The sequence below is a fragment of the Parabacteroides bouchesdurhonensis genome, assembly GCF_900186615.1.
Taxonomy (GTDB): Bacteria; Bacteroidota; Bacteroidia; order Bacteroidales; family Tannerellaceae; genus Parabacteroides; species Parabacteroides bouchesdurhonensis.
Map to the genome: position 1 here is coordinate 2,323,884 of NZ_LT896588.1, position 24,946 is coordinate 2,348,829.

The 24,946-nt window shown below is 37.8% G+C and carries 24 protein-coding genes and 2 tRNA genes; 16 read left to right on the top strand and 10 right to left on the bottom strand.

The annotated features are described in order from the left end of the window. Nucleotides 1-11: 11 nt before the first annotated feature. The 10 genes from pdxA to C1721_RS10095 all read left to right on the top strand — a co-directional run bounded on the left by pdxA (nt 12) and on the right by C1721_RS10095 (nt 7,621). Complete coding sequence (gene pdxA / locus C1721_RS10050) at nt 12-1,121, top strand: 4-hydroxythreonine-4-phosphate dehydrogenase PdxA (RefSeq protein ID WP_102408218.1); 1,110 nt, start codon at nt 12-14, stop codon at nt 1,119-1,121. Between the two features lie 130 nt (nt 1,122-1,251). Next, nucleotides 1,252-1,716 (top strand): FAD synthase family protein, encoded by a 465-nt coding sequence (locus tag C1721_RS10055; RefSeq protein ID WP_102408219.1) that lies wholly within the window; start codon nt 1,252-1,254, stop codon nt 1,714-1,716. Nucleotides 1,717-1,731: 15 nt separating this feature from the next. Beyond that, nucleotides 1,732-2,460, top strand: a complete 729-nt coding sequence (locus C1721_RS10060; RefSeq protein ID WP_102408220.1) for an SDR family NAD(P)-dependent oxidoreductase — start codon at nt 1,732-1,734, stop codon at nt 2,458-2,460. A 7-nt stretch (nt 2,461-2,467) separates the two neighbouring features. Further along, the gene (locus C1721_RS10065; protein WP_102409398.1) at nt 2,468-3,352 is read left to right on the top strand and encodes a CDP-alcohol phosphatidyltransferase family protein; all 885 of its coding nucleotides are present in this window, start codon (nt 2,468-2,470) and stop codon (nt 3,350-3,352) included. Nucleotide 3,353: 1 nt separating this feature from the next. Continuing rightward, entirely contained in the window at nt 3,354-4,181 is an 828-nt protein-coding gene (locus tag C1721_RS10070) for a lysophospholipid acyltransferase family protein (protein WP_102408221.1), read from the top strand. A gap of 100 nt (nt 4,182-4,281) precedes the next feature. After that, nucleotides 4,282-5,472: a sigma-54 interaction domain-containing protein gene (locus C1721_RS10075; RefSeq protein WP_102408222.1), complete on the top strand. Its 1,191-nt coding sequence runs from the start codon at nt 4,282-4,284 to the stop codon at nt 5,470-5,472. A 1-nt stretch (nt 5,473) separates the two neighbouring features. Beyond that, nucleotides 5,474-5,986, top strand: a complete 513-nt coding sequence (locus tag C1721_RS10080; RefSeq protein WP_102408223.1) for an LptE family protein — start codon at nt 5,474-5,476, stop codon at nt 5,984-5,986. A 29-nt stretch (nt 5,987-6,015) separates the two neighbouring features. Continuing rightward, entirely contained in the window at nt 6,016-6,756 is a 741-nt protein-coding gene (locus C1721_RS10085) for a hypothetical protein (RefSeq protein ID WP_234347410.1), read from the top strand. A 4-nt stretch (nt 6,757-6,760) separates the two neighbouring features. Next, a complete protein-coding gene (gene secG, locus C1721_RS10090; protein ID WP_102408225.1) occupies nt 6,761-7,126 on the top strand; it encodes a preprotein translocase subunit SecG in 366 nt (121 codons plus the stop codon). A gap of 189 nt (nt 7,127-7,315) precedes the next feature. Next, nucleotides 7,316-7,621, top strand: a complete 306-nt coding sequence (locus C1721_RS10095; RefSeq protein WP_102409400.1) for a DUF4491 family protein — start codon at nt 7,316-7,318, stop codon at nt 7,619-7,621. Between the two features lie 103 nt (nt 7,622-7,724). Here the strand turns inward: C1721_RS10095 and C1721_RS10100 are convergent, their stop codons facing one another. Then, nucleotides 7,725-8,648, bottom strand: a complete 924-nt coding sequence (locus tag C1721_RS10100; protein ID WP_102409402.1) for a helix-turn-helix domain-containing protein — start codon at nt 8,646-8,648, stop codon at nt 7,725-7,727. A gap of 204 nt (nt 8,649-8,852) precedes the next feature. Here C1721_RS10100 and C1721_RS10105 point away from each other — a divergent pair, with 204 nt between their 5' ends. After that, nucleotides 8,853-11,321, top strand: coding sequence for a TonB-dependent receptor (locus tag C1721_RS10105; RefSeq protein WP_159063574.1), 2,469 nt, complete (start codon nt 8,853-8,855; stop codon nt 11,319-11,321). A 251-nt stretch (nt 11,322-11,572) separates the two neighbouring features. Here C1721_RS10105 and C1721_RS10110 read toward each other — a convergent pair whose 3' ends face one another. The 5 genes from C1721_RS10110 to C1721_RS10130 all read right to left on the bottom strand — a co-directional run bounded on the left by C1721_RS10110 (nt 11,573) and on the right by C1721_RS10130 (nt 13,469). Further along, nucleotides 11,573-11,893 carry a hypothetical protein gene (locus C1721_RS10110; RefSeq protein ID WP_102408227.1) on the bottom strand — a complete coding sequence of 107 codons (321 nt, stop codon included), beginning with the start codon at nt 11,891-11,893 and terminating at the stop codon, nt 11,573-11,575. Between the two features lie 110 nt (nt 11,894-12,003). Then, a tRNA-Gly gene (locus C1721_RS10115) sits at nt 12,004-12,076 on the bottom strand. 18 nt (nt 12,077-12,094) lie between these two features. Further along, nucleotides 12,095-12,177: transfer RNA gene (locus C1721_RS10120), tRNA-Tyr, on the bottom strand. Nucleotides 12,178-12,207: 30 nt separating this feature from the next. Then, on the bottom strand, nt 12,208-12,702 hold the full coding sequence (gene ribH, locus C1721_RS10125; protein ID WP_102408228.1) for a 6,7-dimethyl-8-ribityllumazine synthase: 495 nt from the start codon (nt 12,700-12,702) through the stop codon (nt 12,208-12,210). Between the two features lie 77 nt (nt 12,703-12,779). Beyond that, nucleotides 12,780-13,469 (bottom strand): tetratricopeptide repeat protein, encoded by a 690-nt coding sequence (locus C1721_RS10130; RefSeq protein ID WP_102408229.1) that lies wholly within the window; start codon nt 13,467-13,469, stop codon nt 12,780-12,782. Between the two features lie 148 nt (nt 13,470-13,617). Between C1721_RS10130 and recF the strand changes: the two genes are divergently transcribed. Together recF and C1721_RS10140 are read left to right on the top strand one after the other, a co-directional pair. Then, nucleotides 13,618-14,715 (top strand): DNA replication/repair protein RecF, encoded by a 1,098-nt coding sequence (recF, locus tag C1721_RS10135; protein ID WP_102408230.1) that lies wholly within the window; start codon nt 13,618-13,620, stop codon nt 14,713-14,715. Nucleotides 14,716-14,718: 3 nt separating this feature from the next. Beyond that, the gene (locus C1721_RS10140; RefSeq protein ID WP_102408231.1) at nt 14,719-15,012 is read left to right on the top strand and encodes a DciA family protein; all 294 of its coding nucleotides are present in this window, start codon (nt 14,719-14,721) and stop codon (nt 15,010-15,012) included. 10 nt (nt 15,013-15,022) lie between these two features. Here C1721_RS10140 and C1721_RS10145 read toward each other — a convergent pair whose 3' ends face one another. The 4 genes from C1721_RS10145 to C1721_RS10160 all read right to left on the bottom strand — a co-directional run bounded on the left by C1721_RS10145 (nt 15,023) and on the right by C1721_RS10160 (nt 19,824). Further along, nucleotides 15,023-15,538: a 5-formyltetrahydrofolate cyclo-ligase gene (locus C1721_RS10145; RefSeq protein WP_234347632.1), complete on the bottom strand. Its 516-nt coding sequence runs from the start codon at nt 15,536-15,538 to the stop codon at nt 15,023-15,025. Further along, nucleotides 15,495-17,210, bottom strand: a complete 1,716-nt coding sequence (locus tag C1721_RS10150; RefSeq protein ID WP_102408233.1) for a S41 family peptidase — start codon at nt 17,208-17,210, stop codon at nt 15,495-15,497. Before C1721_RS10150 ends, C1721_RS10145 begins: the two co-directional genes overlap by 44 nt. An 11-nt stretch (nt 17,211-17,221) precedes the next feature. Further along, complete coding sequence (locus C1721_RS10155; protein WP_102408234.1) at nt 17,222-17,656, bottom strand: dCMP deaminase family protein; 435 nt, start codon at nt 17,654-17,656, stop codon at nt 17,222-17,224. Nucleotides 17,657-17,772: 116 nt separating this feature from the next. Continuing rightward, complete coding sequence (locus C1721_RS10160) at nt 17,773-19,824, bottom strand: M3 family metallopeptidase (RefSeq protein ID WP_102408235.1); 2,052 nt, start codon at nt 19,822-19,824, stop codon at nt 17,773-17,775. Between the two features lie 509 nt (nt 19,825-20,333). Between C1721_RS10160 and C1721_RS10165 the strand changes: the two genes are divergently transcribed. The 3 genes from C1721_RS10165 to C1721_RS10175 are packed head-to-tail and all read left to right on the top strand — an operon-like array spanning nt 20,334 to nt 24,890. Next, nucleotides 20,334-22,268: a glycogen debranching enzyme N-terminal domain-containing protein gene (locus tag C1721_RS10165; RefSeq protein ID WP_102408236.1), complete on the top strand. Its 1,935-nt coding sequence runs from the start codon at nt 20,334-20,336 to the stop codon at nt 22,266-22,268. Nucleotides 22,269-22,283: 15 nt separating this feature from the next. Next, the gene (locus C1721_RS10170) at nt 22,284-23,549 is read left to right on the top strand and encodes a glycosyltransferase (RefSeq protein ID WP_102408237.1); all 1,266 of its coding nucleotides are present in this window, start codon (nt 22,284-22,286) and stop codon (nt 23,547-23,549) included. A 36-nt stretch (nt 23,550-23,585) separates the two neighbouring features. Next, a complete protein-coding gene (locus tag C1721_RS10175) occupies nt 23,586-24,890 on the top strand; it encodes a glycoside hydrolase family 57 protein (RefSeq protein ID WP_102408238.1) in 1,305 nt (434 codons plus the stop codon). Nucleotides 24,891-24,946 lie beyond the last annotated feature (56 nt).

Here is a 24,946-nt window from a genome sequence, read left to right on the forward strand (position 1 = left end):
CATACATATATATGGAAGAACGATTGATTAAGGTGGGAATTACTCACGGAGATATAAATGGCATCGGATATGAAGTGATACTGAAAACTTTTGCCGATGCTCGCATGGCGGAACTTTGTACGCCCATTATTTATGGTTCCTCAAAAATTGCAGCATATCACCGGAAGGCATTAGAACTTGCTCCTGTTAACATGAGCATTATCGCTCGTGCGGAAGAAGCGGGTATAAATCGTGTAAATATCATCAATTGTGTGAATGATGATATGAAAGTCGAAATTGCAAAGTCTACAGCTATTGCCGGGGAATCAGCATTCAAGGCTTTAGAAGCCGCAATCACGGATTTAAAGCGCGGTACGATAGATGTTTTGTTGACAGCTCCAATCAATAAGCATAATATTCAAAATGAGGATTTTCATTTTCCTGGACATACGGAATATCTGGAGCAATGCTTTGGTGAATCGGACAAGAAAGCGTTGATGATTCTTATGAACGATACTCTTCGAGTTGCACTGGTTACGGGGCATATTCCTTTGTCTAAAGTTGCATCTTCTATCAAACAGGAAGATATTGTAAATAAACTTATTGTTTTTAACCAATCTCTTAAACAAGATTTTGGTATCGTGAAACCACGTATTGCTGTATTGTCTCTAAATCCACATGCCGGAGATGCCGGTTTGTTGGGTAATGAAGAAGAGACAATAATAAAACCGGCAATGCAAGAAGCCGAACAAAAAGGAGTGATGTCTTTTGGCCCATATGCTGCTGATGGATTTTTTGGTTCACAGATGTATGAAAAGTTTGATGGCGTGTTAGCTATGTATCATGACCAAGGACTTGCTCCGTTTAAGACATTAGCAATGGAGAATGGTGTAAATTATACGGCAGGCCTGCCGATTGTACGTACTTCTCCGGCTCATGGAACTGCGTATGATATAGCGGGTCAAAACCTGGCATCGGAAGAATCTTTCCGACAGGCTTTGTATTCTGCATTGGATATATACCGTAACCGTATCCGTTATTTTGAAGCAACAGCACATCCACTTCGCAAACAATATTTTGATAAGGGGGGCGATAATGAGAAGCTTGATCTTACCAAAGATGACGAAGCTGATGAAATTTAACAGAAAAGAAGCATAGATGAAATAAAATCTATGCTTCTTTTTTTATGTTTGTGAAGTATGCTTTTTCTCATTATACTTTTTTGATAGGAAAAGTTTGCGTAAGTTTGCGACTCAAAAGTAAAGTCGCGACATGTTTAAGGATAAAACAATTGTATATACTTCCGGAACATTTGATATGTTTCATTATAATCATCTTAGAATGATTAATTATGCCCGTAGTTTGGCGGATATCCTGATTGTTGGGGTAAGTACAGACGAGCTGGTATCTTCTTATAAAGCTTGTCCTATTATTCCATTTAGTGAACGTCTTCAGATTATAGAGGCTTTAAAAACTCCGGATATAGTTATACCTCAACATTCGTTAGATCATTCGGAGATTGTCAAGAAATTGAATATTGATGCTTTTGTAGTTGGTGATGACTGGTATGGTAAATATGATTATTTAGAGGATTTGGGAGTGCAAGTGTTTTATTTTCCATATGGAACAGGAGTCTCTTCTTCTAATTTGAAAAAAACAATACACGATTCATACGAAGCAAATCTTAAATCTCAGCGTAGTGCGAAACCACAGTCTGTTCAAGGCTTTAGCGAATAAGTATAAGAATAACTCATGAATAAATATGCTTTAATTACCGGTGGTACGAAAGGTATAGGAAAGGCGGTTGCTTCCTGTTTGGCAAAAGCGGGATATAAATTATTGCTTACTTATGCTACCGACGGAGCAAAAGCTATACAGGTTTGTGAAGAACTTTCAAAAGCTTTTCATGTGGAAGTCCGTTGTTTGCAGGCCGATATTGCCGACAGTCAGTCTATCGATCGTATATATCAGTATTTGCTAGAGAATACGATCCGTTTAGATGCTCTGGTTTTTAATGCTGGGTTGACTTGTCGTGACTCTTTTGAAAGTTTGTCTATGACTGACTGGGAACGGGTCTTCTCTGCAAATGTGCATTTTCCGGTTTTTCTTTTACAACGTATAGTAGAGTTGATGAATAGAGGAGGGGCCATTGTCTTTACCGGTTCATTAATGGGAATAGAGCCTCATTCTGTATCGTTAGCATATGGGGTCACAAAAAGTGCTGTTCACGCGCTGGTAAAGAATATGGTTAAATTTTTGCTCCCTTATGAATTGCGGATAAATGCCGTGGCTCCGGGATTTGTTGATACTGAATGGCAAAAGACAAAACCTGCGGAGATAAGGCGAAGTATTGAAAGTAAGATTGCCTTAGGACGTTTTTGTGATCCGGACGAGTTGGCAGAAGTCTATAAAATGTTGATAGAGAATAGTTATTTTAATGGTGAAGTAGTCGTTGTGGATGGAGGCTATTCGTATAAATAAAAAGCAGATGAGTAATTTGGATAAAGAATATGAAGCGTCGCTAAAGTCGATAGAAACAGAAAACGTAATTGACAGGATATTTTATCGTCCAATTGGCTTTCGCATAGCCCGAATGCTTCGTGGTACAGGAATTACTCCGAATATGGTTACTGTTGTTTCCATTTTCGTAGGTGCCGGTACTGGATTTATGTTTTATCATGATGATATTACATATAATATATTGGGAATATTATTACTTGTTTTTGCTAATATATTGGATTGTGTAGATGGGCAATTGGCACGTTTAACGGGTATAAAGTCCGCTATCGGACGTATTTTGGACGGCTTTGCCGGTGATATTTGGTTTACTTGTATTTACGTGGGATTTGCATTGCGTCTAGCGCATGACTACGGAACATATTGGTTCTTTGCTCTGGCTGTATTATCCGGCTTCTCTCATTTAGTGCAGGCTAATATTACCGATTATTATAAAACGCTCCATCTTTATTTTATCAGTAAAGACAAAGGCGCGGAGTTTCAGTCATTGGAACAGGTAGAAGCGAAGCATAAAGAGATGAAATACGGTATTAATAAAGCGTTTTATTTTTTGTATCGCTGGTATACCTTATTGCAAGTGAAGGCTACTCCTACTTTACAGCAGATGTTAAGACATCTGCATGTTAAATATGGAGATAATATACCGGAGGATATTCGTGTTAGTTTCCGTAAACAAAGTCGTGAATTGATGAGTCTTATAGATTTGCTGACTTTTAACGGACGTACAATTGTTATGTTTATTATTGTGCTGACAGGGCAGGTTTGGGCATATTATTTGTATGAAATTATAGTGTTGAATATTGTTTTAGCTATTGCAATGAAAAAACACGAAAAGATATGTGCACGTTATTTGTAATATGAAGAAAAGTGTAGTTGATATATATGATCTACAAGAAATGGCCCCTTTCTTTAAAGGACGTATCGGAACCTTTATAGGAAAGCTGGTTATTAAATTATTGTGTGTAGATAAAGTCAATCAAGTTCATGCAAATAACTATAAATACAGAGGGGCGGAGTTTACATCGGCTTTATTAAATGATCCCTTGATTGATCTTAAATATAATCTGCATAATGCGGATATTCTTGACACTCTCCCGGAAGGTGCGTTTTGTACGGTATCAAACCATCCCATTGGTTCTTTAGACGGTATTATTTTGATTGATATATTTGCCTCCCGCCGTCCGGATTTTAAAGTAATGGTGAATGGTATCCTTTCTAAAATAGGAGCGATGGAGGATAATTTCATTTCGGTCGTTCCAGATTCGAATAAGACGGGGACTAACCTTTCTAATATCAATGGAGTGCGTTTGTCTTTAATGCGCTTAAAAGATGGTCATCCCATGGGATTTTTCCCTGCAGGAGCTATTTCTTTTTATAATAATACGGCAAAACGTATTCAGGATCTGCCTTGGACGCATAGCGTTATACGTTTGATACGAAAATCAAAAGTTCCTGTATATCCTGTTTATTTTGATTTTCTGAATACAAAATTCTTCTATTGGTTAGGGAAAATTGATTGGAGAATCAGAACTCTCCGTATCCCTGCGGAAGCATTCAATAAAAGAGGTAGAACAGTGGATGTTTATATCGGCCAGCCTATATCTCCTGAAGAGATAAATGATATTGCAGATGATAAAGACTTGGCTGAATTTTTATATAATCGCACTTATGGTGCTAAAAAATGAGAAACGACTGTTAGATTCTGCTTCCAGTCATGGAAGTTTGAATTAAGATTTGTAATTTTGGCAGATAAACTGAAATAATTACAGATACTGGATCAATATGATGTTGAAAATAGATGTGCAACAGATAAAACAGCGTTTCGGGATTATTGGTAATAGTCCGGCTTTGAATCGGGCTATTGATGTCGCTTTACAAGTCGCTCCAACGGATTTGTCCGTTTTGATTACGGGAGAAAGTGGCGTTGGTAAAGAAACTTTTCCACAAATTATACATCAGAACAGTCCGCGTAAGCATGGACAATACATAGCTGTAAACTGCGGAGCTATTCCAGAGGGCACAATCGATTCCGAATTATTTGGGCATGAGAAAGGCTCTTTTACCGGAGCGCTGGCTGATCGTAAGGGGTATTTTGAAGTTGCTGACGAAGGAACTATTTTCCTGGATGAAGTTGGTGAATTACCTACTCCTACACAAGCTCGTTTACTACGTGTTTTGGAAACAGGAGAATTCATAAAGGTAGGTTCTTCTAAAGTCCAAAAGACGAATGTACGTATTGTTGCCGCTACAAATGTGAATTTGACACAAGCTGTAGCTGAGGGTAAATTCCGAGAAGATTTGTATTACCGCCTGAGTACTGTTCCTATCCAGATACCGCCACTTCGCGAACGGGCAGAAGATATTCTTTTGTTGTTCCGTAAGTTTGCCGGAGATTGTGCGGAGAAATATAGGATGCCTCCAATCCGTTTAAATGAAGATGCCCGCCAATTATTAATAACATATCGTTGGCCGGGAAATGTGCGTGAGTTGAAGAATGTAACAGAACGTATTTCTGTCATTGAAGAGAGCCGTGATATTACTGCAGATGTATTGCGTCTTTACCTCCCGAATCTTGATATAGAGAAATATCCTGTGCTGGTAAAGCAAGATAATGATCAAAAGTTTTTTAATAGCGAACGGGAAATTCTTTATCAGGTACTTTTTGACATGAAGAAAGATGTCAACGACTTAAAGAAGTTGGTACATGATATAATGGGTGGAAATATACAGATGCCGGTGTCTGAAGATTCCAGTTATGCTCATCCTTTACGTTCGGTTCATCAGGTACATCACCCATCTATCCAAGAAGCGGAGGATGTAGAGGAAGAGGAATCTCTTTCTTTGGAAGATGTTGAAAAGGAAATGATTCGTAAAGCATTGGAAAGACATAATGGTCGCCGTAAGAATGCCGCTGCCGATTTAAAAATATCAGAACGTACCCTGTATCGAAAAATAAAGGAATATAATCTTGAATAATATGTTGAATAAAAAAGTAATAGTGTTTTTTTGTATACTGTGCGTTGTGGTTACGGCATGCTCTATTTCGTATAAATTTAATGGAGCATCTATTGACTATACTAAAATAAAAACGATTTCAATTAAAGATTTCCCAAATCAGGCAGCTTTGGTATATCCCCCCTTGTCTCAAGTGTTTACGGAGGCCTTGAAAGATATATATATTCGTCAAACTCGTTTACAGTTGGTTCGAAGTAATGGAGATTTGGATTTAGAAGGTGAAATCACAGGCTACGAACTGACTCCGATGGCAGTAAAAGAAGATGCGTACGCTTCTCAAACTCGTTTGACTATTACAGTGCGCGTCCGTTATTCTAACCGCGTTACTCCGGATGAGGATTTTGAACAAACATTCTCTGCATACCGGGAATTTGACAGTAACGAGATGTTGCAGAATGTACAAGATTCTTTATGTAAGGAAATAGTGGAAGAATTAGTTGATCAGATTTATAATGCAACTGTAGCCAATTGGTAAATATGGATGCTGTCGAATTATACCGTTTCATGAACGATCCAACGTTGCTTTCAAATGAAACTTTACCTGTTTTGAAGCAGATTGTGGATGAATATCCTTATTTTCATACGGCAAGAACTCTTTATTTGAAAAATCTTGCTTTATTGGATGATATGTGCTTGGAATCGGAATTGAAAAAGATGGCAATTAATATTCCTGATCGCAAAAAACTGTTTATGTTGCTGGAAGGTGAACATTACAGATTACAGATTATGCAATCTACAGCAAAAAAAGCATTAGATCAGGAGGATTCATTTTCCTTAATAGATGCTTTTTTATTCTCGGATGTCAATAAAGATCGTCAGGATGCTGAATCATCCATACTATTTCAGCCGTCAGCGTCTTCCGACTATATTTACTGGTCTCTTTCGAAAGAGGAAGAAAAACAGGATGTGGCAGAGCCCGAAGTCCGGTTGCAACACCAAAATCTGATAGACTCTTTTATTGAAAGTGAAGAACAGCGTGTTTCTGTTCGTGGATTGAATATTGAACCTTCGGAGGAAATATTAACGTTTCCTACTCAAGTTGAAGAAACAGAAGATACACACCTTAAATCTCTGGAAGACTCTTATTTTACGGAAACTTTAGCTCATATTTATGTTAAACAGAAGCGATATGAAAAAGCGTTACAAATAATTAAAAACTTAAACTTGAAATATCCAGAAAAAAATGTTTACTTTGCAGACCAAATTAGATTTCTGGAAAAATTGATTATTAACACTAAAAAATAAAAAGATGTATGTATTTATTTCTATTTTAATCCTGATCGCCGCAATACTATTGATATTAATTGTATTGGTACAAAACTCTAAAGGAGGAGGTTTGGCTTCAGGGTTCTCTTCTTCTAACCAAATTATGGGGGTACGAAAAACCACCGATTTTCTTGAAAAAGCAACATGGAGTTTAGCCGGTGCAGTAATCGTTTTAAGTATTGTAATTACAGCATTTATTCCCAGAGCTGAACGTTCTAATCAATCGGAAATTAAACAGCAAATTGAGAACGCTGTAACTATTGACCCGAATACTGTCGCTCCTAACTTTGGAACGGCTCAACAACCTGCAACAACAGGTGAAGCTCCTGCTGAACAACCTGCAGAATAAGTATTCGTTAATAATATAAATTGAAAGCTGTCCTATAATTGGGACAGCTTTTTTTGTATTGACTCGTATCCATTGTGGACATAATGTGTTGTTTTTGATATACGGATAGAAAGAATCTATTATCTTATTCAATAATATCTTGTATCTTTGATTTTACAAATAGAATCTATATCCTAAAAACAGATGAATATGGAACATATTAACTTTGATGGTTTATTGATAGGTATTGCTACATTTCTGATTATCGGCTTATTTCATCCGATAGTTGTGAAAGCGGAATATTATTGGGGTACAAAATGCTGGTGGATATTCCTTGTATTAGGCGTTGCAGGAACTATTGCTTCTTTATTTATAGAGAGTGTATTCCTTTCCGCTATTTTTGGTGTTTTTGCATTTTCTTCTTTTTGGACTATAAAGGAAGTCTTTGAACAAGAAGAACGTGTTTTAAAAGGATGGTTTCCTAAAAACCCCAAGAGAAAGTATCCGAATAAATAAATCAGAGGTTATAACACCTTTCATCTATATTTTAAAGGATGAGTAAACCAATCCAGATGGTTTCTACAGACTCTGTAAAAGAGTTAACCGGAAATACTTGTAATTAGTTGGCAAAGTCTGTATCCTTTAACTCCAGGATATATGCTTTTCCACGGTCTGTTGTTATTTTTAAATTACTGTTGTCTTCTATGAGAGGGCGAAGCCTTCTCATTAAGGTATTCAGCGTCTCGTCGGCATTGACCTTGCCTGGCCATAAAGCTTCACAAATGTCTGTTCGGTTAAGTATATGAGTTGGAGATTGAAAAAACATTTCCATAACAGAATGTTGCATAGGAGTGAGTTTTAATTTCTCCATGCTTTCTTTATAAAAGGAAGAAGTCTCTTGGGAAAATGTAAGATTTCCATATACAATAGACTTCTCCGTACAAACTACTTGCATTAAATGGTTATATCTACGGAGGTAAATGGAAATTATTCCTGATATTAAAGCTAATGCTAGAAAAATACTTGGCAAAGTCTTATGGGTTAATGATAGTATTGTGCAGAATGAACAGCTTACGTAGCCTTGGAATGACAAGCCTATATCTTTATATACGGGATCCGGACTGCTAATATTGGCAGCTACCCACATAATAGTATCACTGGTAAGATAGTTGTCAAATTGTTTTTTGTCACTGAACGCTTGAGTAGAAACGGATTTTTTTTCATTCTTATTTGTGATTTGCATAATAATGCCCGCTTCTTTTTTTAATTTATCGAATCTCAATGCATAGGAAAGGTCTTTGTTCTGGCTTTCAATAGCAAGAGGGCTTCCCCAAAGTGCTGATAACTTAGAGTAGGTTTGCAGGCTGTCACGGCTCAACCATTGATCTGAGTTTTGCATGATTGTGTATTGAAGAGCCTGATTTAAATCAGAGATAATCGCCTTCTTCGTTTCTGCATAATTATGGAAACCAAAACTAAATGATAGCAGAACCAATATAAAAGTGGCAAAGATGGATATGTTTGCTGCGTTTTGTCTTTTCATCGTTTTGTAATTAGAGGAATTCAAAGGTAGAAAATTATTCAAATGTGTCATGTTTATTCCAAAGAAAATATCTCGAAAGCCTTTATATGACACTGTTGTCATGCAAATGTCACATAAATGACGGGTAGTTGTTGCGATATTATTTGTGATATCCTTTTTAATGCAGTTTACTTTTGTTGGCAAATGATAAAAGTAGACATGAATATGAAGAAGTTAATTTGTTGCTTATTGTTTGGCTGTCTATTGAGTAATATATCAATGAAAGCACAAAATATCTCCTATGAAGTGAAAGGGCAAGTGGTCGATTCCTTGACTTTTGAACCGGAAGTATATGTAACAATCCGTTTATTTAAATTGCCGGATAATCAAAAGGAGGTGACTGTCTTCGTATCGGATGATAAAGGCTTTTTTAATTCCAAATTAAAATCTTCCGGAGAATATAGGCTTACAATAACCAGTGTTGGCAAAGAAACGATTGTAAAAGATTTTGAATTGAATCAAAAAGACTGTACGAAAGACTTTGGCCGATTATTGATGAAAGACGATGTGAAACAATTGTCGGAAATAAACGTTTTTGCCGCTAAACCGTTAGTAAAAGCAGAGGTGGACAAGACGGTTTATAGTATAGAAGACGACCCTGATTCGGAAACAAATACAATCCTGGAAATGCTTCGGAAAGTCCCTTTCGTTACAGTAGATGGTGATGATAATATAAAAGTGAATAACAGTTCCAGCTTTAAAATATATATGAACGGAAAACCGTCCAGTATGATGACTAATGATCCTAAAGAGGTTTTACGGAGTATTCCTGCCAATACAATCCGTAAAATAGAAATAATAACCGAGCCGGGAGCACGCTATGATGCCGAAGGAGTTAGCGGTATCTTGAATATCATAACGAAAGGGGCCGAATTTGAGGGATACAGTGCGAATATAGGAGGTACTTATATGAATCGGTATTGGAATGGATCTGGTTTCTTTACCATGCAATATGGAAAATTATCCCTCTCGGCCAATTATTCATATGGGCAGTATGAGGTAGAATCGGAAGCAGACTATTACCGCCATCAGTTAAATAGGCCAGATGAGGAATATTTGCATAATCAATATAGTTATGATCAAAAAAATCCGATGCATTATGCTGCTTTGGAAAGCAGCTATGAATTAGATTCCTTGAATTTATTTACACTGTCCGGGTCCTTGAATTATGGATACAGCAATTCGGAGCAAAGCGGTTCAAATACGATGACGAATTCTGAAGGACAACTTGCTTATTCTTATAATCAAGATGCTACTACGAAATACAATTGGGGATCTAATTCTTTGAAAGCTGATTACCAACACATGTTCAAAAGGAATAAAGAGGAAATGCTTACCTTTTCATATCAGTTTGATTATCGTCCTGATGATAGAGATTATTTATCCCATATATTTGACAGGAACGGAAACTCTCCTTCATTACAATATTTATATAATTATAATTACCAATTCCGGAATGCCCATAAAGAGGAACATACTTTGCAACTGGATTATGTCAATCCTTTTTCGCCGGAACATTCAATTGAAGGAGGTTTGAAGTATATCCGCAGAAACAATAATAGCTATTCCACTTTTGAAATGAAAGAAAATGAAGAGGACGAATGGCAGCCTTCGGAACTTCAACCCGTATTAGATTACAGACATATTCAAAATATATTTGCAGCTTATTGTGGTTATACGTATAAAAAGAACCGGTTTGGCCTAAATACCGGCTTACGCATGGAGCAAACCTGGCAAAATGTTAAATATAGAAAGGGAGACGGTGAGAATTTTGATTACCAAGCTACGGATTGGGTCCCATCATTGTCTGCATCTTATAAATTGAATGATCGCGATCAATTGAAATTGTCTTATAATCTTCGTATCCGCAGACCGGATATTAGTTATCTGAATCCTTATGTGTCAGTAACCGGGTCAAGTATGAGTTATGGGAATCCGGAATTAACATCCGAGAAGCATAATAGGATTACATTATCTTTCAGCCATTTTTCTTCAAAGCTAAATGTACAGGCTACGGCTCTATACACTTTAGGGAGAAATGAAATAGGGCAGTACCAGTTTGTTGATGAACAAGGAATGTTTCATTCTACTTATGAAAATATGGTGAATGTACAGGGAGGGGGAATGAATGGATACATCGGCTATAATCCAGCTCCTAACACATCCGTATCTGTGAATGGGATGCTTTATTATTTGGATTTAAGAGTAAAAAAAGGAGTGCCGGATATTCTGAACGGACTTAAAAACTCGGGATTTAGCGGCTCTGTATATCTAAACTTTTCACAACGGTTTAAATATGGATGGCGTTTTGTGGCCCTTGGTGGCTATGGTAAACCGGAAGTCTCTATAGGCGTCGAATCTTTCAAGTTTCATTATTATGGAATGAGCCTTGTGAAAACATTCCTGAAAGATAAATTATCAATTTCTTTACGAGCTCAGGATTGTTTTACCCCCAGTGTAAAATATACATCTAAAGAAATGTACAATGATTATACTTCAATATTGAACTATCGTGCGTTTAACCGCATGTTCGGGTTGTCTGTTTCTTACCGGTTTGGTGATTTGAAGGCCAGTATAAAGAAAACCGCACGTAGTATTCATAACGACGACTTATTGAAAAAGGATGATAAATAGACCTTGAAAGAGGGAGTGTTTTTCAACTATTTGACGTCTTCGTACGGAGTTGTATATCAGTGCGTTAAAAAGAGCTATCTTTTGCAATCAAAAGACGGGACTTTTGACTTCAAAAGAGCTGACTTTTTAAGTGTTAAGACGGGACTTTTACATTCAAAAGATATATCCTTTTAATACGCTGTATATCAATGCGAAATGAGAGGCATAATTCCTTGTCTTTAGAGCTCCCGGACAGTCGCTGTTATTGCTTTTTAATGGTTGTGCGGGTGATTATGGTTATTATTAAACTTTTGTTCTTTAAACCATTCAACGAGTTTACCATCTTTAAAACTTAAAATATAATAACTGTCTTCATTTCCTAAATTGGTAGAAAGGTAACTGATACTTTCGATAGCTCCTTCCGGAGTTATGCGGGCTCCTACTATATTATAATTTTTTCCCAAAATAGATACAACTTTTTTCTTAGACATACCCAACTCTATTTGTTGCATTTTGCTTTCTATTTTGTACGCAGCACAGCCGGTAAGTATAAAGGCAGTCAACAGCACGCATATCCATCTTTTTGTTTTCATCTTTTATTTGTTTTTGGTTTGTATTTGTGCCGTAAGGTATATATTATTTTATGGATAGTATATGATGGATATAAAAAAAGAGGAAAATCTTTTGATTTTCCTCTTTTGAGAGCGGAAGACGGGGCTCAAACCCGCGACCCTCAGCTTGGAAGGCTAATGCTCTATCAACTGAGCTACTTCCGCATATTGCATTAAAAAGGGTGGGCAGTGATGGATTCGAACCACCGAAGGCGAAAGCCAGCTGAGTTACAGTCAGCCCCATTTGGCCACTCTGGTAACTGCCCCCTTGTTTTAATTGCAGTGCAAAGGTACGATTAATTTTGTAATTTGCAAGAATAATCCACCATTTTTATTGCTGTAATTGCAGCTTCATCACCTTTGTTGCCGTATTTTCCTCCGGCACGATCTTCGGATTGCTGCATGTTGTCTGTCGTTAAAAGACCGAAAATGAAGGGAATATCATACATTAAATTCAATTCGGTTATGCCTTGTGTAACGCCGGAACAAACATAATCAAAGTGAGGTGTATCGCCTTTTACAACGCATCCAAGTACGATTACAGCATCAAGATCTTTCGATTCTGCCAATCGTTTTGCTCCGAAAGTTAGTTCAAAACTTCCCGGAACACGTCTGATAACGATGTTTTCCGGTTTTACACCATGTTTCTCCAACGTGTTGCAGGCCCCTTCCAGAAGCTTTTCTGTGATACATTTGTTCCACTCTGCAACGACAATACCAATATTCATATCCGAAGCATCGGGAACACTGTTGAAGTCGTAGTCTGATAAATTCTGATAAGCTGTAGCCATAATCGTTTTCTTAAAATAAGAGGATGCCTGTTTGGTGTAGACATCCTCTTGTTTATGTTATACTATGTATTTCATTTTTATTTCTCAGCCGATGCCGAAGCACGTGTAATATACTTGTCAATATCGGCAGCCTCCATTGAAGTATAATACTTGTCTTTTATCGTTGAATATGCTTTAACCGCATCTTTATATTGCTTCATGCTTTCGTAGGCAATGCCGGCTTTTTTCAGATATACCGGGCTGATTACTTCATTGTCCGCTTGTTTGGCTGCTTTTTCAAAATAGCTAATGCCTTCTTTTACATTCCCCATGTTTACGTAGCAGTCACCAATCAGGCCGGTGATAGCCGGAGAAATCATTTTGTCGCTTGCGCTGAATGATTTTAACATATTCAGTGCTTTCTGGGCGTCACCCAGTTTATAGTAGCAGATACCTGCATATGCTTTTGCCAGATTTGCTGCGTCGGTAGTTCCGTATTGGTCAATGATTGCTTCAAAACCGTCATAGTCGGAACCGTTACCATTTAATGCCAAGGCGAAAGAATCTCTTGCAAAATATTGTTCACCTTTGAACATAGCAGCAGCGGCTTTCTTTTCCTGCGGGATTAAATAACCATGTTTGATTCCTAAAACAGCACCAACAATGAGTGCAACAGCTATAATACCGTAAATGATTTTTTTCGAATTGTTTTCAATGAATTGCTCCGATCTGGAAACAATTTCTTCTACTTCTAACTCTTTGTTGGTGTCCTTTCCTTTAGTAGCCATAATGTTGTTATCGTTATTTATTAATTTTATCGTTGATTTATATCCGGATATACTTCCGGTGATTCAAAGCGCAAAAGTAGTTTTTTTTACTGATATAATCTATACTTAGAAGTATATTTTTTATTTTTGTACGATTAATACGGTACAGATGATATTAAAAAAGCTCTCTATTCTCAACTATAAGAATATCCTTCAATCTGAAGTTTCTTTTTCTCCGAAGATGAATTGCTTCTTTGGCAATAACGGGATGGGTAAAACGAACTTGCTGGATGCCATTTATTATTTGTCTTTTTGTAAAAGTCATATAAATACTCCTGATAGCCAGATTATCAACAATGGCCAGGAAATGTGCGTGATACAAGGTAGTTACGACTATGAAGGGCGTGAAGAGGAAATCTTTTGTGCCATGCGTCTTAAGCAGCGGAAGCAGTTTAAAAGGAATAAAAAAGAATACGACAAACTGTCTGAACATATCGGTTTGCTACCTCTGGTAATGGTTACTCCGGCGGATTCTGAGCTGATTCAAGGGGGGAGTGACGAACGTCGTCGCTTTCTGGATGTTATTATATCGCAACAGGATAAACAATATCTGTATGCTTTGATACAATATAATAAGGCCTTGTTTCAACGCAATACTTTGTTGAAGAATCAGAATATGGATGCTCCTTTGTATGAGGTGCTGGAGATGCAGATGAATATGTATGGAAAGGTAGTGAGCGAGAAACGTCAACTACTGGTGGACGAGTTTACCCCCATATTCAATGAATATTATCAAACTATCTGTCAATCGTCTGAGCAGGTGGGATTGCATTATGTATCCCAATTGGCAAATGGTGAATTGAAGGATATGCTTCAAGCTAATCGTGAGCGCGACCGTATTTTGGGTTATACTTCTTGCGGTATCCATAAAGATGAATTGGAAATGACTTTGGAAAACTTTCTTATTCGTCGTGTAGGCTCGCAAGGCCAGAATAAAACGTATCTGATTGCCTTGAAACTGGCTCAATTTGTGTTCTTGGCAAAAAAAGGAAATACAACGCCTGTCTTGTTGTTGGATGATATTTTTGATAAGTTGGATGCCGCACGGGTTGAACAGATTATCAAGCTGGTGAGTGGAGATACTTTCGGGCAAATTTTCATAACTGATACCAACCGTAAATACCTGGATGAAATTTTAGCAACAATGAATCGTGATTATTCTTTGTTTCGGGTGGAACGGGGTGAGGTTCAACCAATGGAGGAATAATCTGTGAAGCGTAAAAATACACAGTCCATAGGTGAAATACTTCGGGATTTCTTTGAAGATAATACGGAAATGTATGAGAAAATTCTCGAGATTCGTGTAAAACGTGCGTGGGGTGACGTTCTTGGGCCAATGGTTATGAACTATACGCGTAATATATATGTACGCGATAGGGTGCTGTATGTTTCATTAACGTCTTCCGTATTACGGAGTGAGCTTACTCTTTGCAGGGAACGTCTTGTGAAAAGCTTGAATGAATATGCAAAAGCGAATGTGATTACTGATCTGGTAATCCGGTAGATTTTATGCGCTATATGATTTCGTTTTCAGTAATTATACAATCCATTTTTTTGTCGAACGGTTCGGTAGGGATTTTATTTTCAAGCTGGAACCCAAAGCATATTCCTATCTTCGGGGCTGTTAATGTTGACAATAAACGATCGTAATAGCCTTTTCCTCTTCCCAAACGGTTACGTTGCCGGTCGAATGCTACTCCGGGGATGATAATTAAATCTATATTTTTTTCGTCTGTAGTTTCATTGGCGGAGGTTGGTTCTAGGATACCGAAAGTTCCTATTTTTAACTCGTCCGTTCCTGTATAAGGCAACAACTTTAAGTCGTTGCCTTCAATAACAGGAAGAAGTATCTTCTTTTTTTTATACCATTTTTCAATGAAACCGGCAGTCTGGACTTCTCCGGATATCGCATGATATAAAGCGACGCATGAAGCATTGATGAATAATTCTGTTTGCTCCAGCTTTGCCATAATCTGGCCGGATAGCTCAGACAATATAATCTTCGAATACTCTTTCTTTCGCGAGGCCATAACCTCGCGTAATGCTTGCTTTGCCTTGTAATTTTCCATCACTTGATTCTTTTTCCGTAACCGGTACGGATTTGCCTTCTTTTAATATCTCTATAGCTCGTTTTAACGTAACATCATCGCTAAGGAAGATAGGATAGAAACCTGCCTCATCGAAGAAATTCCGTACGATATAAGCCTGTAGCTGCTTTTCAATTAAACTGCCGGATATATTGATTAAAGTAGGACGTTTTTTTATTCCTTTACTGGCCGCAAAGTTTGTAAAGCTATATAATAACGGTTGTTGTTTCAGATAACTGTACATCTCCTGCCAGGTTTTGAATGATGACAGCTTTTCACGATTGCGATCCGAGTATTCCAATGCATAAAGGTAGAGGACGCCACTGTTTATTACATTTGAGAAATATGAGGTAACTCCGCTTGTATCGCGAGGAATGAATATGTCCGGCATAATACCGCCTCCACCATAAACCGTACGTCCTTTTACGGTTTGATATTTTAATTCATTATTCATTTTGATACTGTCTGCGGAATCAAATTCTCCATGCATGTAACGATTATAAATATCCTGGTCATAATCCTCAGTATGTCCCATTTCATACTCCTTCTGGATACAACGTCCGGAAGGGGTGTAGTAGCGGGCTATTGTCAAGCGAAGCGCAGATCCGTCACTTAGGGCAATTTGAGATTGAACTAAGCCCTTTCCATAGGTACGTCGCCCGATGATTAAACCACGGTCGTTATCTTGAATAGCACCGGAGAAAATTTCACTTGCCGAAGCTGATATTTCGTCGGTCAATACTACGATTGGCGAATCTTTGCATGTGCCGGTTCCGTTGGCATATACGTCCGAGCGGGGGAAAGCTTTACCTTCGGTATAAACAATGAGGCGTCCTTCGGGCATAAATTCGTTGATCATGTTGATAGCCGCATCCATGTATCCTCCGGTATTTCCCCGAAGATCGATAATGAAAGAATTACAACCGGCCTCTTTTAACTGGGCAATGGCTGTGATAAATTCATTGTATGTTGTACGGCCAAATTTACTCACTTTGATATAACCGATACCTTTACTCGCTTCGTATGCAACATCTACCGACTTGACCGGAACATCCCCTCGTGTAACATCAAAATAGATGAGTTCCGGTGAGTTGCCCCGTTGTATGCCTAATTTAACGGTACTATTTTTAGCTCCGCGCAGGGTTTTCATTATCTTGGTTTGCGAGGTATTGTTTCCTGAATATACTGAGTCGTTAATTGTAATAATACGGTCAAAGGGGAGTAGTCCTGCTTTTTCAGAAGGTCCTCCCGGTATAACGCTTATTATCATGATTGTATCGGTTTGCATATTGAATGATACGCCTATTCCGCTGAAAGAACCTTCCAGTTCTTCGTTTACCATGGAAGCATCTTCGGCAGGAATATATACGGAGTGGGGGTCTAATTCGCTGAATATTTTCGGTATAGCTCCTTCTACCAAATCCGTCATGTTAACCGTGTCTACGTATTGCTCGTCAATAATGTCTAATACGGCATTAATTTTATTGCCACTCGAATAGGTGCGGTGTTTCCCTTGTCCTATCGAACGGTAATGATTTCCGATAAAGATTCCCAATGAAATACTTACAGCTATTATGACGGGAAGCCAGATGGCTAATCTTCTGTTTTTATTCATAAAATGTTTATTTATTCTTTGGTCTCGATATAATCAATAGTGATGCCTGCACGGTTCAATAGTTTACAGCCATCTTCTACCCGGTATTTTTCCGAATATACTACGCGCTTGATACCGGATTGTATAATCAGTTTCGCACATTCGATACAAGGAGCGGATGTTACATAGATTGTAGCTCCTTTACTGCTGTTGGAAGAAGCGGCAACTTTGGTTATGGCGTTGGCTTCGGCATGTAACACGTAAGGTTTAGTGACATTGTTTTCATCTTCACAAATGTTCTCAAATCCGGAAGGTGTTCCATTGTAGCCATCAGATATAATCATTTGGTCTTTTACAATGAGTGCTCCAACTTTGCGGCGTTTGCAATATGAATTTTCAGCCCATACTGCGGCCATCCTTAGATAACGCTTGTCAAGTTCGAGTTGTTTGTCTGTCTTTTCGCACATTATATCTCTGTTTTATCCTTGTAATTAACCGACAAATGTAATGATATTTGTTCAAAAGAAATGTTGTTTTAGATTTTTAGTTGTGAAGTATTTGGGGACAATATCTCTTGTTTGCTCTATTTCTTGATACCTGTACGAACTAATAAAGCGTCAATGGTGGGTTCTTGCTTGCGGAAACGTTTGTATAATACATCCGGATCTTCTGCTCCACCTTTGGAAAGGATGTTATCCCGGAATGATTTAGCTATATCCTTATTGAATATTCCGGCAGCTTTGAATGCGGCAAAAGCATCGGCATCCAGAACTTCGGCCCACTTATAACCGTAATATCCGGCTGCGTATCCACCTGAGAAAATGTGTCCGAAACTACTGCTCATTAATGTGCCGTCAACTTCCGGTACTATTTGTGCAGGTTGCCATGCTTTTTTTTCAAAAGCAATGACATCTCCGTCAAACGGTTCTGTAAGTGTGTGCCAAGCCATATCTAGCAATCCGAAACTTACTTGCCTGCAACATGCATATCCGGTATTGAAGTTGGCTGCATCTACTAGTTTTTGAATCATATCCTGCGGAATCTTTTCTCCGGTTGAGTAATGGATGGCTATCTGGTCAAGATATTCTTTTTCAGTCAACCAGTTTTCCATAATCTGAGAAGGTAACTCTACAAAATCTCTGTAGACATTTGTCCCGGAAAGACTGGCATATGTCCCTTTGGCGAGCATACCATGCAGAGCATGCCCGAACTCGTGCAATAATGTGTTTACTTCATCAAATGTGAGCAGGGATGGTCTGGTCTTGGTAGGACGTGTAAAGTTCATTACAATGATGATTTGAGGACGGCTGTCATGCCCGTTTTCGTCTTTGTATTGTGGTTTGACGCTATTCATCCATGCGCCACTCTGTTTACCGGAACGAGGGAAGAAGTCTGTGTATAAAACAGACAGGAATGTGCCGTCAACGTCATATACTTCATATGCTTGCACCTCCGGATGATATACGGGGATTTCCTTGTTCTCTTTAAACGTGATGCCATATAGTTGGGTGGCTAATTTAAATACCCCTTCCTTTACATTGCCGAGTTCAAAATACGGACGTGTCATCTCATCATTTACGTTAAAACGGATGTCTTTTAATTTTTCGGAATAATAACTCCAATCCCAGGGCATTACAGTAATGTTTTCATTTTCACATCCCATCGCAAAACCTTGAATAGTGTTGTATTCATTGATAGCAACCGGTTTGTAAGCATCTAATAGCTGATTCAATAGTTTGTAAACATTCGCAGGCTTTTTAGCCATTGTATGTTTTAAATTGTAGTCTGCAAAATCTTTGAATCCCATTAATTTTGCAATTTCAAGACGAGTGTTTACTATTTGCTTGATGATTTCTTTATTGTCATATTCGTCTCCTTTATTGCCTATGCTCATGAATTCACGATACATCTTTTCACGAAGATCCCGACGATCAGCATAACGCATAAATGGTATGTAACTGGGGGCGGATAAAGTGAATAACCAGCCTTCTTTCTCTTTGTTCTTTGCTTCCATAGAGGCGGCTTCACGGATACTTTCAGGAAGGCCCGCCAAATCCTTTTCATTTGTAATCAGAAGTTCGAAGCGGTTTTTGTCTTTTAAGGCGTTCTGATCGAATTTGAGGGTAAGGATACTTAAATCTGTGCTTAACTTACGGTATTTCTCTTTATCATTACTATTTAATGTGGCACCTTGTATTTTAAATGCTTCGTAAGTCTCATCCAAAAGTTTGGAGTCTTCGATAGAAAGATTTAATTTGTCTTTTTGGTCATATACAGCTTTTACACGGATGAATAGCTTCTCATTTAAATAAATATTGTTTGAGCTTTCTGAGAGTTTGGGAGATATACGCTGTGATATTTCCATCATTTCATCATTGGCCTCAGCACTTAATACATTGAAAAAAGCGTTACTTACATTATTTAATAACTTACCGCTACGTTCCAGTGCTATGATTGTGTTAGCAAAAGTGGCTGGCTGGGCGTTGTTTGCAATTTCTTCAATCTCCTTATTTAGTTCTTCAATACCCTTTTCAAAAGCAGGTTCATAATGTTCTGTCTGTATTTTGTCGAAAGGAGGTGTCTTAAACGGAGTTTCGTATGTTCTGAAAAAAGGATTATTTATTGCTTTTGTCATATTTATAGTTTATAAAAGATTACTGCATAAATTAAACGAGTTCTTATTCTATTAAACAGGATTGTCCTTTTAATGGTTGTATTTACAGATACAGTCATTATCTATCTATAGATATAAGTTCTTTCATTTTGTTATTTTACAGGTTTTTATATTAGGAATGTAAAGGTAGAAAGTTTTTATCCAAAATGGAAAAAACGAGGGGAAAATGTATAATTCTGCAACAAATTGCCAATTTGTTATTTGTTGGTTGAATGAAACGAATTGATAATTTGTTTAACTAAAACGGACTTGCCATTAACAAACGTTTGTATGTTTGATAACACACCTTTTTAGCATATTGTTGTATAATGGATTGATTTTCAATGTTGCTATTGCTTTTCTTTTATCGTTCTTTCAAGTGGGCATAAAAGATTGTTTGCATTTTTAGTTTATAAGTGATACATTTGATTCTCAATAAAGCTAATTACATTTTGATATTAAAAACAATAACTTAAAACCCAAATATCCGTATGAGTTATCTAAAATTTGACAAGACCGTAATGATAAACCTGGAAGAGTCGTTGACTCGTGAGGTGCTCCGTACAAATAGGTTAGGGGCATATCATAGCACTACTGTTGTTGATTGTAATACCAGGAAATATCACGGATTACTCGTAATGCCTGTTCCTGCAATTGATAATGATAACCATGTCATTTTATCTTCTTTTGATGAAACGGTAATACAACATGGTGCCGAGTTTAATCTTGGCTTGCATAAATATCAAGGGGATAACTTTAGCCCCAAAGGACATAAGTATATTCGTGAATTTACTTCAAAAACGGTACCACGTACTCTCTATAGGGTAGGAGGCGTAATTTTCTCAAAAGAGAAAGTTTTTTCTATGTTTGAGAATCGTATAATGATAAAATATACTTTAGAAGATGCTCATTCGGCCACCACTCTTCGATTCCGCCCTTTCCTTGCATTCCGCAGCGTGAAGAGTTTAACCCAAGCTAATGGAAATGTGAATCAATCATATACAGAAATAACCAATGGTATTAAAACGTGTATGTATCCGGGATATCCTGAGCTATATATGCAATTTAGTAAAAAGGCTAAATTCGTATATGAACCTTACTGGTATAATGGCATTGAATATCCAAAAGAACAGGAAAGAGGATATCCTTTTAAAGAAGACCTCTATGTACCCGGTTATTTTGAAGTTCCTATAAAGAAAGGGGAATCTATTATTTTCAGTGCCGGTGATAGCCAGATCGCAACGACGCATTTGAAAACGCTTTATGAAAATGAAGTAAATGCCCGTACACCGCGTACCAGTTTCTTTAACTGTTTAAAGAATTCAGCACAGCAATTTTATTTTCGTCCAAAAGAAAATGATGCATATTTGTTAGCAGGTTATCATTGGTTTAAAGTACGTGCAAGAGATTTGTTTATTGCTCTTCCCGGATGCACTTTATCCATAGAAGATCCTGTGCGTTTTGAAAAGATTATGCATACGGCAATACCTGCTATGCGTAATTTTATGAAAGATGGTAGACCTGATGCTGTTATCAAAGAATTGGAAGATCCTGATGTTTTATTATGGGCAATTCTGGCCATTCAACATTATGCAAAAGATCAGGGTGTAGAGAAAGCCAAAGAGTTGTATGCTGACTTTGTAGGTGAAATTATAGACTATATTTCTTCTCAGAAACATCCGGATATGAAATTGATGGATAATGGTCTATTGTTTGCGAATGGCCGTGACAAGGCTATTACCTGGATGAATTCGACTGTGAATGGCAAACCGGTTGTTCCGCGTTCCGGGTACATTGTAGAATTTAACGCACTTTGGTATAATTCGCTATGTTTCTATAAAGAGTTGCAAGGTGGATTACCTATAGAAAAAATAGATACGATTATTTCCGCAATAGATAAGTCTTTTGCAGAGACTTTTGTAAATGGCTATAATTATTTGTTTGATTCGGTAAACGGATCAAGTGTAGATTGGAGTGTGCGTCCTAATATGATTTTTGCAGTATCTCTTACTTATTCACCGTTGACGCGGATGCAGAAACGGGCTGTTGTGGATATTGTGACAAAGGAATTGCTTACTCCCAAAGGCTTACGTTCATTAAGCCCAAAGAGTGAAGGATATAAACCTTATTATGTTGGTGCACAGTATGAACGCGACTTGGCATATCATCAAGGTACGGCATGGCCGTGGTTGTTGGGGGCTTACTTGGAAGCTTATTTGCGTGTATTTGGTAAAAGTGGTGTTGCTTTTGCGGAACGTATGCTGATAAGCATGGAGGAAGAAATGTCGTTGCATTGTATCGGTACGATTCCGGAATTGTTTGATGGCAATCCTCCGTTTACAGGACGGGGAGCTGTCTCATTTGCAATGAATGTGGCTGCAATTCTCCGAGTTGTGGATTTGTTGAAGAAGTATAACGCCGATTAAAACTAAGTACCATATATGAAAGCATTGATGTTTGGATGGGAATTTCCTCCTCATATTTTAGGAGGATTAGGCACTGCCAGTTATGGCCTTACTCGTGGTATGGCTATGCAACCTGACATGGATATAACCTTTTGTATTCCGAAACCTTGGGGAGATGAAGATCAAAGTTTCCTGAAAATAGTAGGAGTTAATAATGTTCCTATTGTCTGGAAGGATGTTGACAGAGAATATGTGCAGCAACGAATGGCAAAAGTGGGTATGAATGCCGACCAGTATTTCGCATATAGGGATCATATTTATGCCGATTTCAGTTATCGTTATGTAAATGATTTGGGCTGTATGGAATTTTCGGGCCGTTATCCGGATAACCTGTTGGAAGAAATTAATAACTATTCCATTGTTGCCGGCGTAATTGCCCGTACGGAACAGTTTGATATAATTCATGCGCACGACTGGCTTACTTATCCGGCTGGTATTCATGCAAAACAGGTGAGTGGTAAGCCTTTGGTTATACATGTGCATGCAACCGATTATGATCGTAGCCGTGGTAATGTAAATCCGGATGTATATGCAATAGAAAAGAACGGTATGGATAATGCCGATCATATTATTACAGTAAGTAATCTGACACGTCAGACAGTTATTGATAAATATCATCAGGACCCGGCAAAGGTGACGACTGTTCATAATGCCGTTGAACCGATGAGCCAGGAAATATTATCTATTCAGGATAAAAAAGGAGTGAAAGATAAAGTTATCACATTCCTGGGACGTATTACTATGCAAAAAGGTCCGGAATATTTTGTTGAAGCTGCTGCTAAAGTATTGGCGAAAGCTCCGTATGCCCGGTTTATTATGGCTGGAAGCGGAGATATGATGGACCAGATGATTCGTTTGGCTGCTGCCCGTAATATCTCGGATCGTTTCCATTTTACCGGGTTTATGAAAGGGAAACAAGTATATGAAGTTTTGAAGGCTAGCGATGTATATGTAATGCCTTCGGTTTCTGAACCGTTCGGTATTTCTCCTTTGGAAGCGATGCAATGTGGAGTTCCTTCTATTATTTCAAAACAATCTGGTTGTGCTGAAATATTGGATTATGCAATTAAGGTGGATTACTGGGATATCGAAGCCTTGGCGGATGCGATGTATTCTATTATTACATATCCTGCTATGCATGAATTCTTGAAAGTAGAAGGAAAGAAAGAGGTGGATAATATCAAATGGGAATATGCCGGACAAAAAGTTCGTCGTATTTATGATATGGTAACAGGTAATTAATTATTAACGACAAGACAAAGTAAAACAAATAATATTATGAAAACGATCTGCTTTTATTTTCAGATACATCAGCCATTCCGTTTAAAAAGGTATCGTTTCTTTGATATTGGGAATGATCATTATTACTACGATGATTTTCAGAATGAAGAAATTATTCGTCGTATAGCGGAGCAATGTTATTTGCCGGCTAATCGTACGATCATGGAAATGATTAAAACCAGTGGCGGTAAGTTTAAAGTGGCATTTTCTATCTCCGGTATTGCATTGGAGCAAATGGAGATTTACACTCCTGAGGTAATTGACAGTTTTAAGGAATTGGCTGCTACAGGGAATGTTGAGTTCTTATCGGAAACCTATGCACATTCTTTATCATCTTTGGGAGATCCGGAAGAGTTTAAACATCAGGTGAAGAAACAGGAAGATAAAATTAAAACATTGTTTGGTGTAAAACCGAAAGTCTTCCGTAATACAGAACTTATCTATTCCGACGAAATATCCACTATGGTATATGAAATGGGATATAAGGGTATGTTAACGGAGGGTGCTAAACATATATTAGGATGGAAGAGTCCGAATTATATGTATTCATCTTGTGAAGCTCCGAAATTAAGCTTGTTATTGAAGAATGACCGTTTTAGCGAAGATTTGTCCGATCGTTTCAGTGATTACAGTTGGAATGAATATCCGCTTACCGCTGACAAATATATGTCATGGATTGCTGCTACACCGGAATCAGAGCAGATTATCAATCTGTTTATGAATTATGAAGTTCTTGGTTCTTTGCATCCGGCAGCAACCGGTATTTTTGATTTCTTTAAGGCTTTACCTCGCTTTGCTGAGGAAAAAGGCATACGATTCTCTACTCCGTCGGAAATCTTTACATTAATGAAACCTGTAGATTCAATTTCTGTTCCATACCCAATGTCATGGGTGGACGAAGAAAGAGATTGTAGTTCCTGGTTGGGAAATGTTTTGCAGCAAGAAGCTTTCAGGAAGATTAATGAAATTGGAGAACGTGTACGTTTATGTGAGCCACGCCGTATCCGTCAGGATTGGTATTACCTGCAGAGCAGTGATCATTTCTATTATATGAGTACAAAACATATGGGACGTGGCAGTTTCAGCCCGTATGATAATCCATATGATGCATTCAACAATTATATGAATGTATTGTCTGACTTTATTGTCCGCGTGAATGCCGAGTTCCCGGAAAATATAGAAAATGAAGAATTGAACTCTTTGCTTACTACTATTAAGAATCAGGGTGAAGAAATTGAAACCTTACAGAAAGAGCTTGATAAGTATAAAAAGAAAGCAGCAAAGAAACCTGTAGAAAAATAAAATGATTGATAATACTAAAAAGGCGGATCAAAAGAGATCCGCCTTTTTTTATGAAG

Bases quoted from the DNA above. Each gene is read 5' to 3' on its own strand.
- pdxA (WP_102408218.1), top strand. From the start codon at position 12: ATGGAAGAACGATTGATTAAGGTGGGAATTACTCACGGAGATATAAAT.
- C1721_RS10055 (WP_102408219.1), top strand. From the start codon at position 1,252: ATGTTTAAGGATAAAACAATTGTATATACTTCCGGAACATTTGATATG.
- C1721_RS10060 (WP_102408220.1), top strand. From the start codon at position 1,732: ATGAATAAATATGCTTTAATTACCGGTGGTACGAAAGGTATAGGAAAG.
- C1721_RS10065 (WP_102409398.1), top strand. From the start codon at position 2,468: ATGAGTAATTTGGATAAAGAATATGAAGCGTCGCTAAAGTCGATAGAA.
- C1721_RS10070 (WP_102408221.1), top strand. From the start codon at position 3,354: ATGAAGAAAAGTGTAGTTGATATATATGATCTACAAGAAATGGCCCCT.
- C1721_RS10075 (WP_102408222.1), top strand. From the start codon at position 4,282: ATGTTGAAAATAGATGTGCAACAGATAAAACAGCGTTTCGGGATTATT.
- C1721_RS10080 (WP_102408223.1), top strand. From the start codon at position 5,474: ATGTTGAATAAAAAAGTAATAGTGTTTTTTTGTATACTGTGCGTTGTG.
- C1721_RS10085 (WP_234347410.1), top strand. From the start codon at position 6,016: ATGAACGATCCAACGTTGCTTTCAAATGAAACTTTACCTGTTTTGAAG.
- secG (WP_102408225.1), top strand. From the start codon at position 6,761: ATGTATGTATTTATTTCTATTTTAATCCTGATCGCCGCAATACTATTG.
- C1721_RS10095 (WP_102409400.1), top strand. From the start codon at position 7,316: ATGGAACATATTAACTTTGATGGTTTATTGATAGGTATTGCTACATTT.
- C1721_RS10100 (WP_102409402.1), bottom strand. From the start codon at position 8,648: ATGAAAAGACAAAACGCAGCAAACATATCCATCTTTGCCACTTTTATA.
- C1721_RS10105 (WP_159063574.1), top strand. From the start codon at position 8,853: ATGAAGAAGTTAATTTGTTGCTTATTGTTTGGCTGTCTATTGAGTAAT.
- C1721_RS10110 (WP_102408227.1), bottom strand. From the start codon at position 11,893: ATGAAAACAAAAAGATGGATATGCGTGCTGTTGACTGCCTTTATACTT.
- ribH (WP_102408228.1), bottom strand. From the start codon at position 12,702: ATGGCTACAGCTTATCAGAATTTATCAGACTACGACTTCAACAGTGTT.
- C1721_RS10130 (WP_102408229.1), bottom strand. From the start codon at position 13,469: ATGGCTACTAAAGGAAAGGACACCAACAAAGAGTTAGAAGTAGAAGAA.
- recF (WP_102408230.1), top strand. From the start codon at position 13,618: ATGATATTAAAAAAGCTCTCTATTCTCAACTATAAGAATATCCTTCAA.
- C1721_RS10145 (WP_234347632.1), bottom strand. From the start codon at position 15,538: ATGGCCTCGCGAAAGAAAGAGTATTCGAAGATTATATTGTCTGAGCTA.
- C1721_RS10150 (WP_102408233.1), bottom strand. From the start codon at position 17,210: ATGAATAAAAACAGAAGATTAGCCATCTGGCTTCCCGTCATAATAGCT.
- C1721_RS10155 (WP_102408234.1), bottom strand. From the start codon at position 17,656: ATGTGCGAAAAGACAGACAAACAACTCGAACTTGACAAGCGTTATCTA.
- C1721_RS10160 (WP_102408235.1), bottom strand. From the start codon at position 19,824: ATGACAAAAGCAATAAATAATCCTTTTTTCAGAACATACGAAACTCCG.
- C1721_RS10165 (WP_102408236.1), top strand. From the start codon at position 20,334: ATGAGTTATCTAAAATTTGACAAGACCGTAATGATAAACCTGGAAGAG.
- C1721_RS10170 (WP_102408237.1), top strand. From the start codon at position 22,284: ATGAAAGCATTGATGTTTGGATGGGAATTTCCTCCTCATATTTTAGGA.
- C1721_RS10175 (WP_102408238.1), top strand. From the start codon at position 23,586: ATGAAAACGATCTGCTTTTATTTTCAGATACATCAGCCATTCCGTTTA.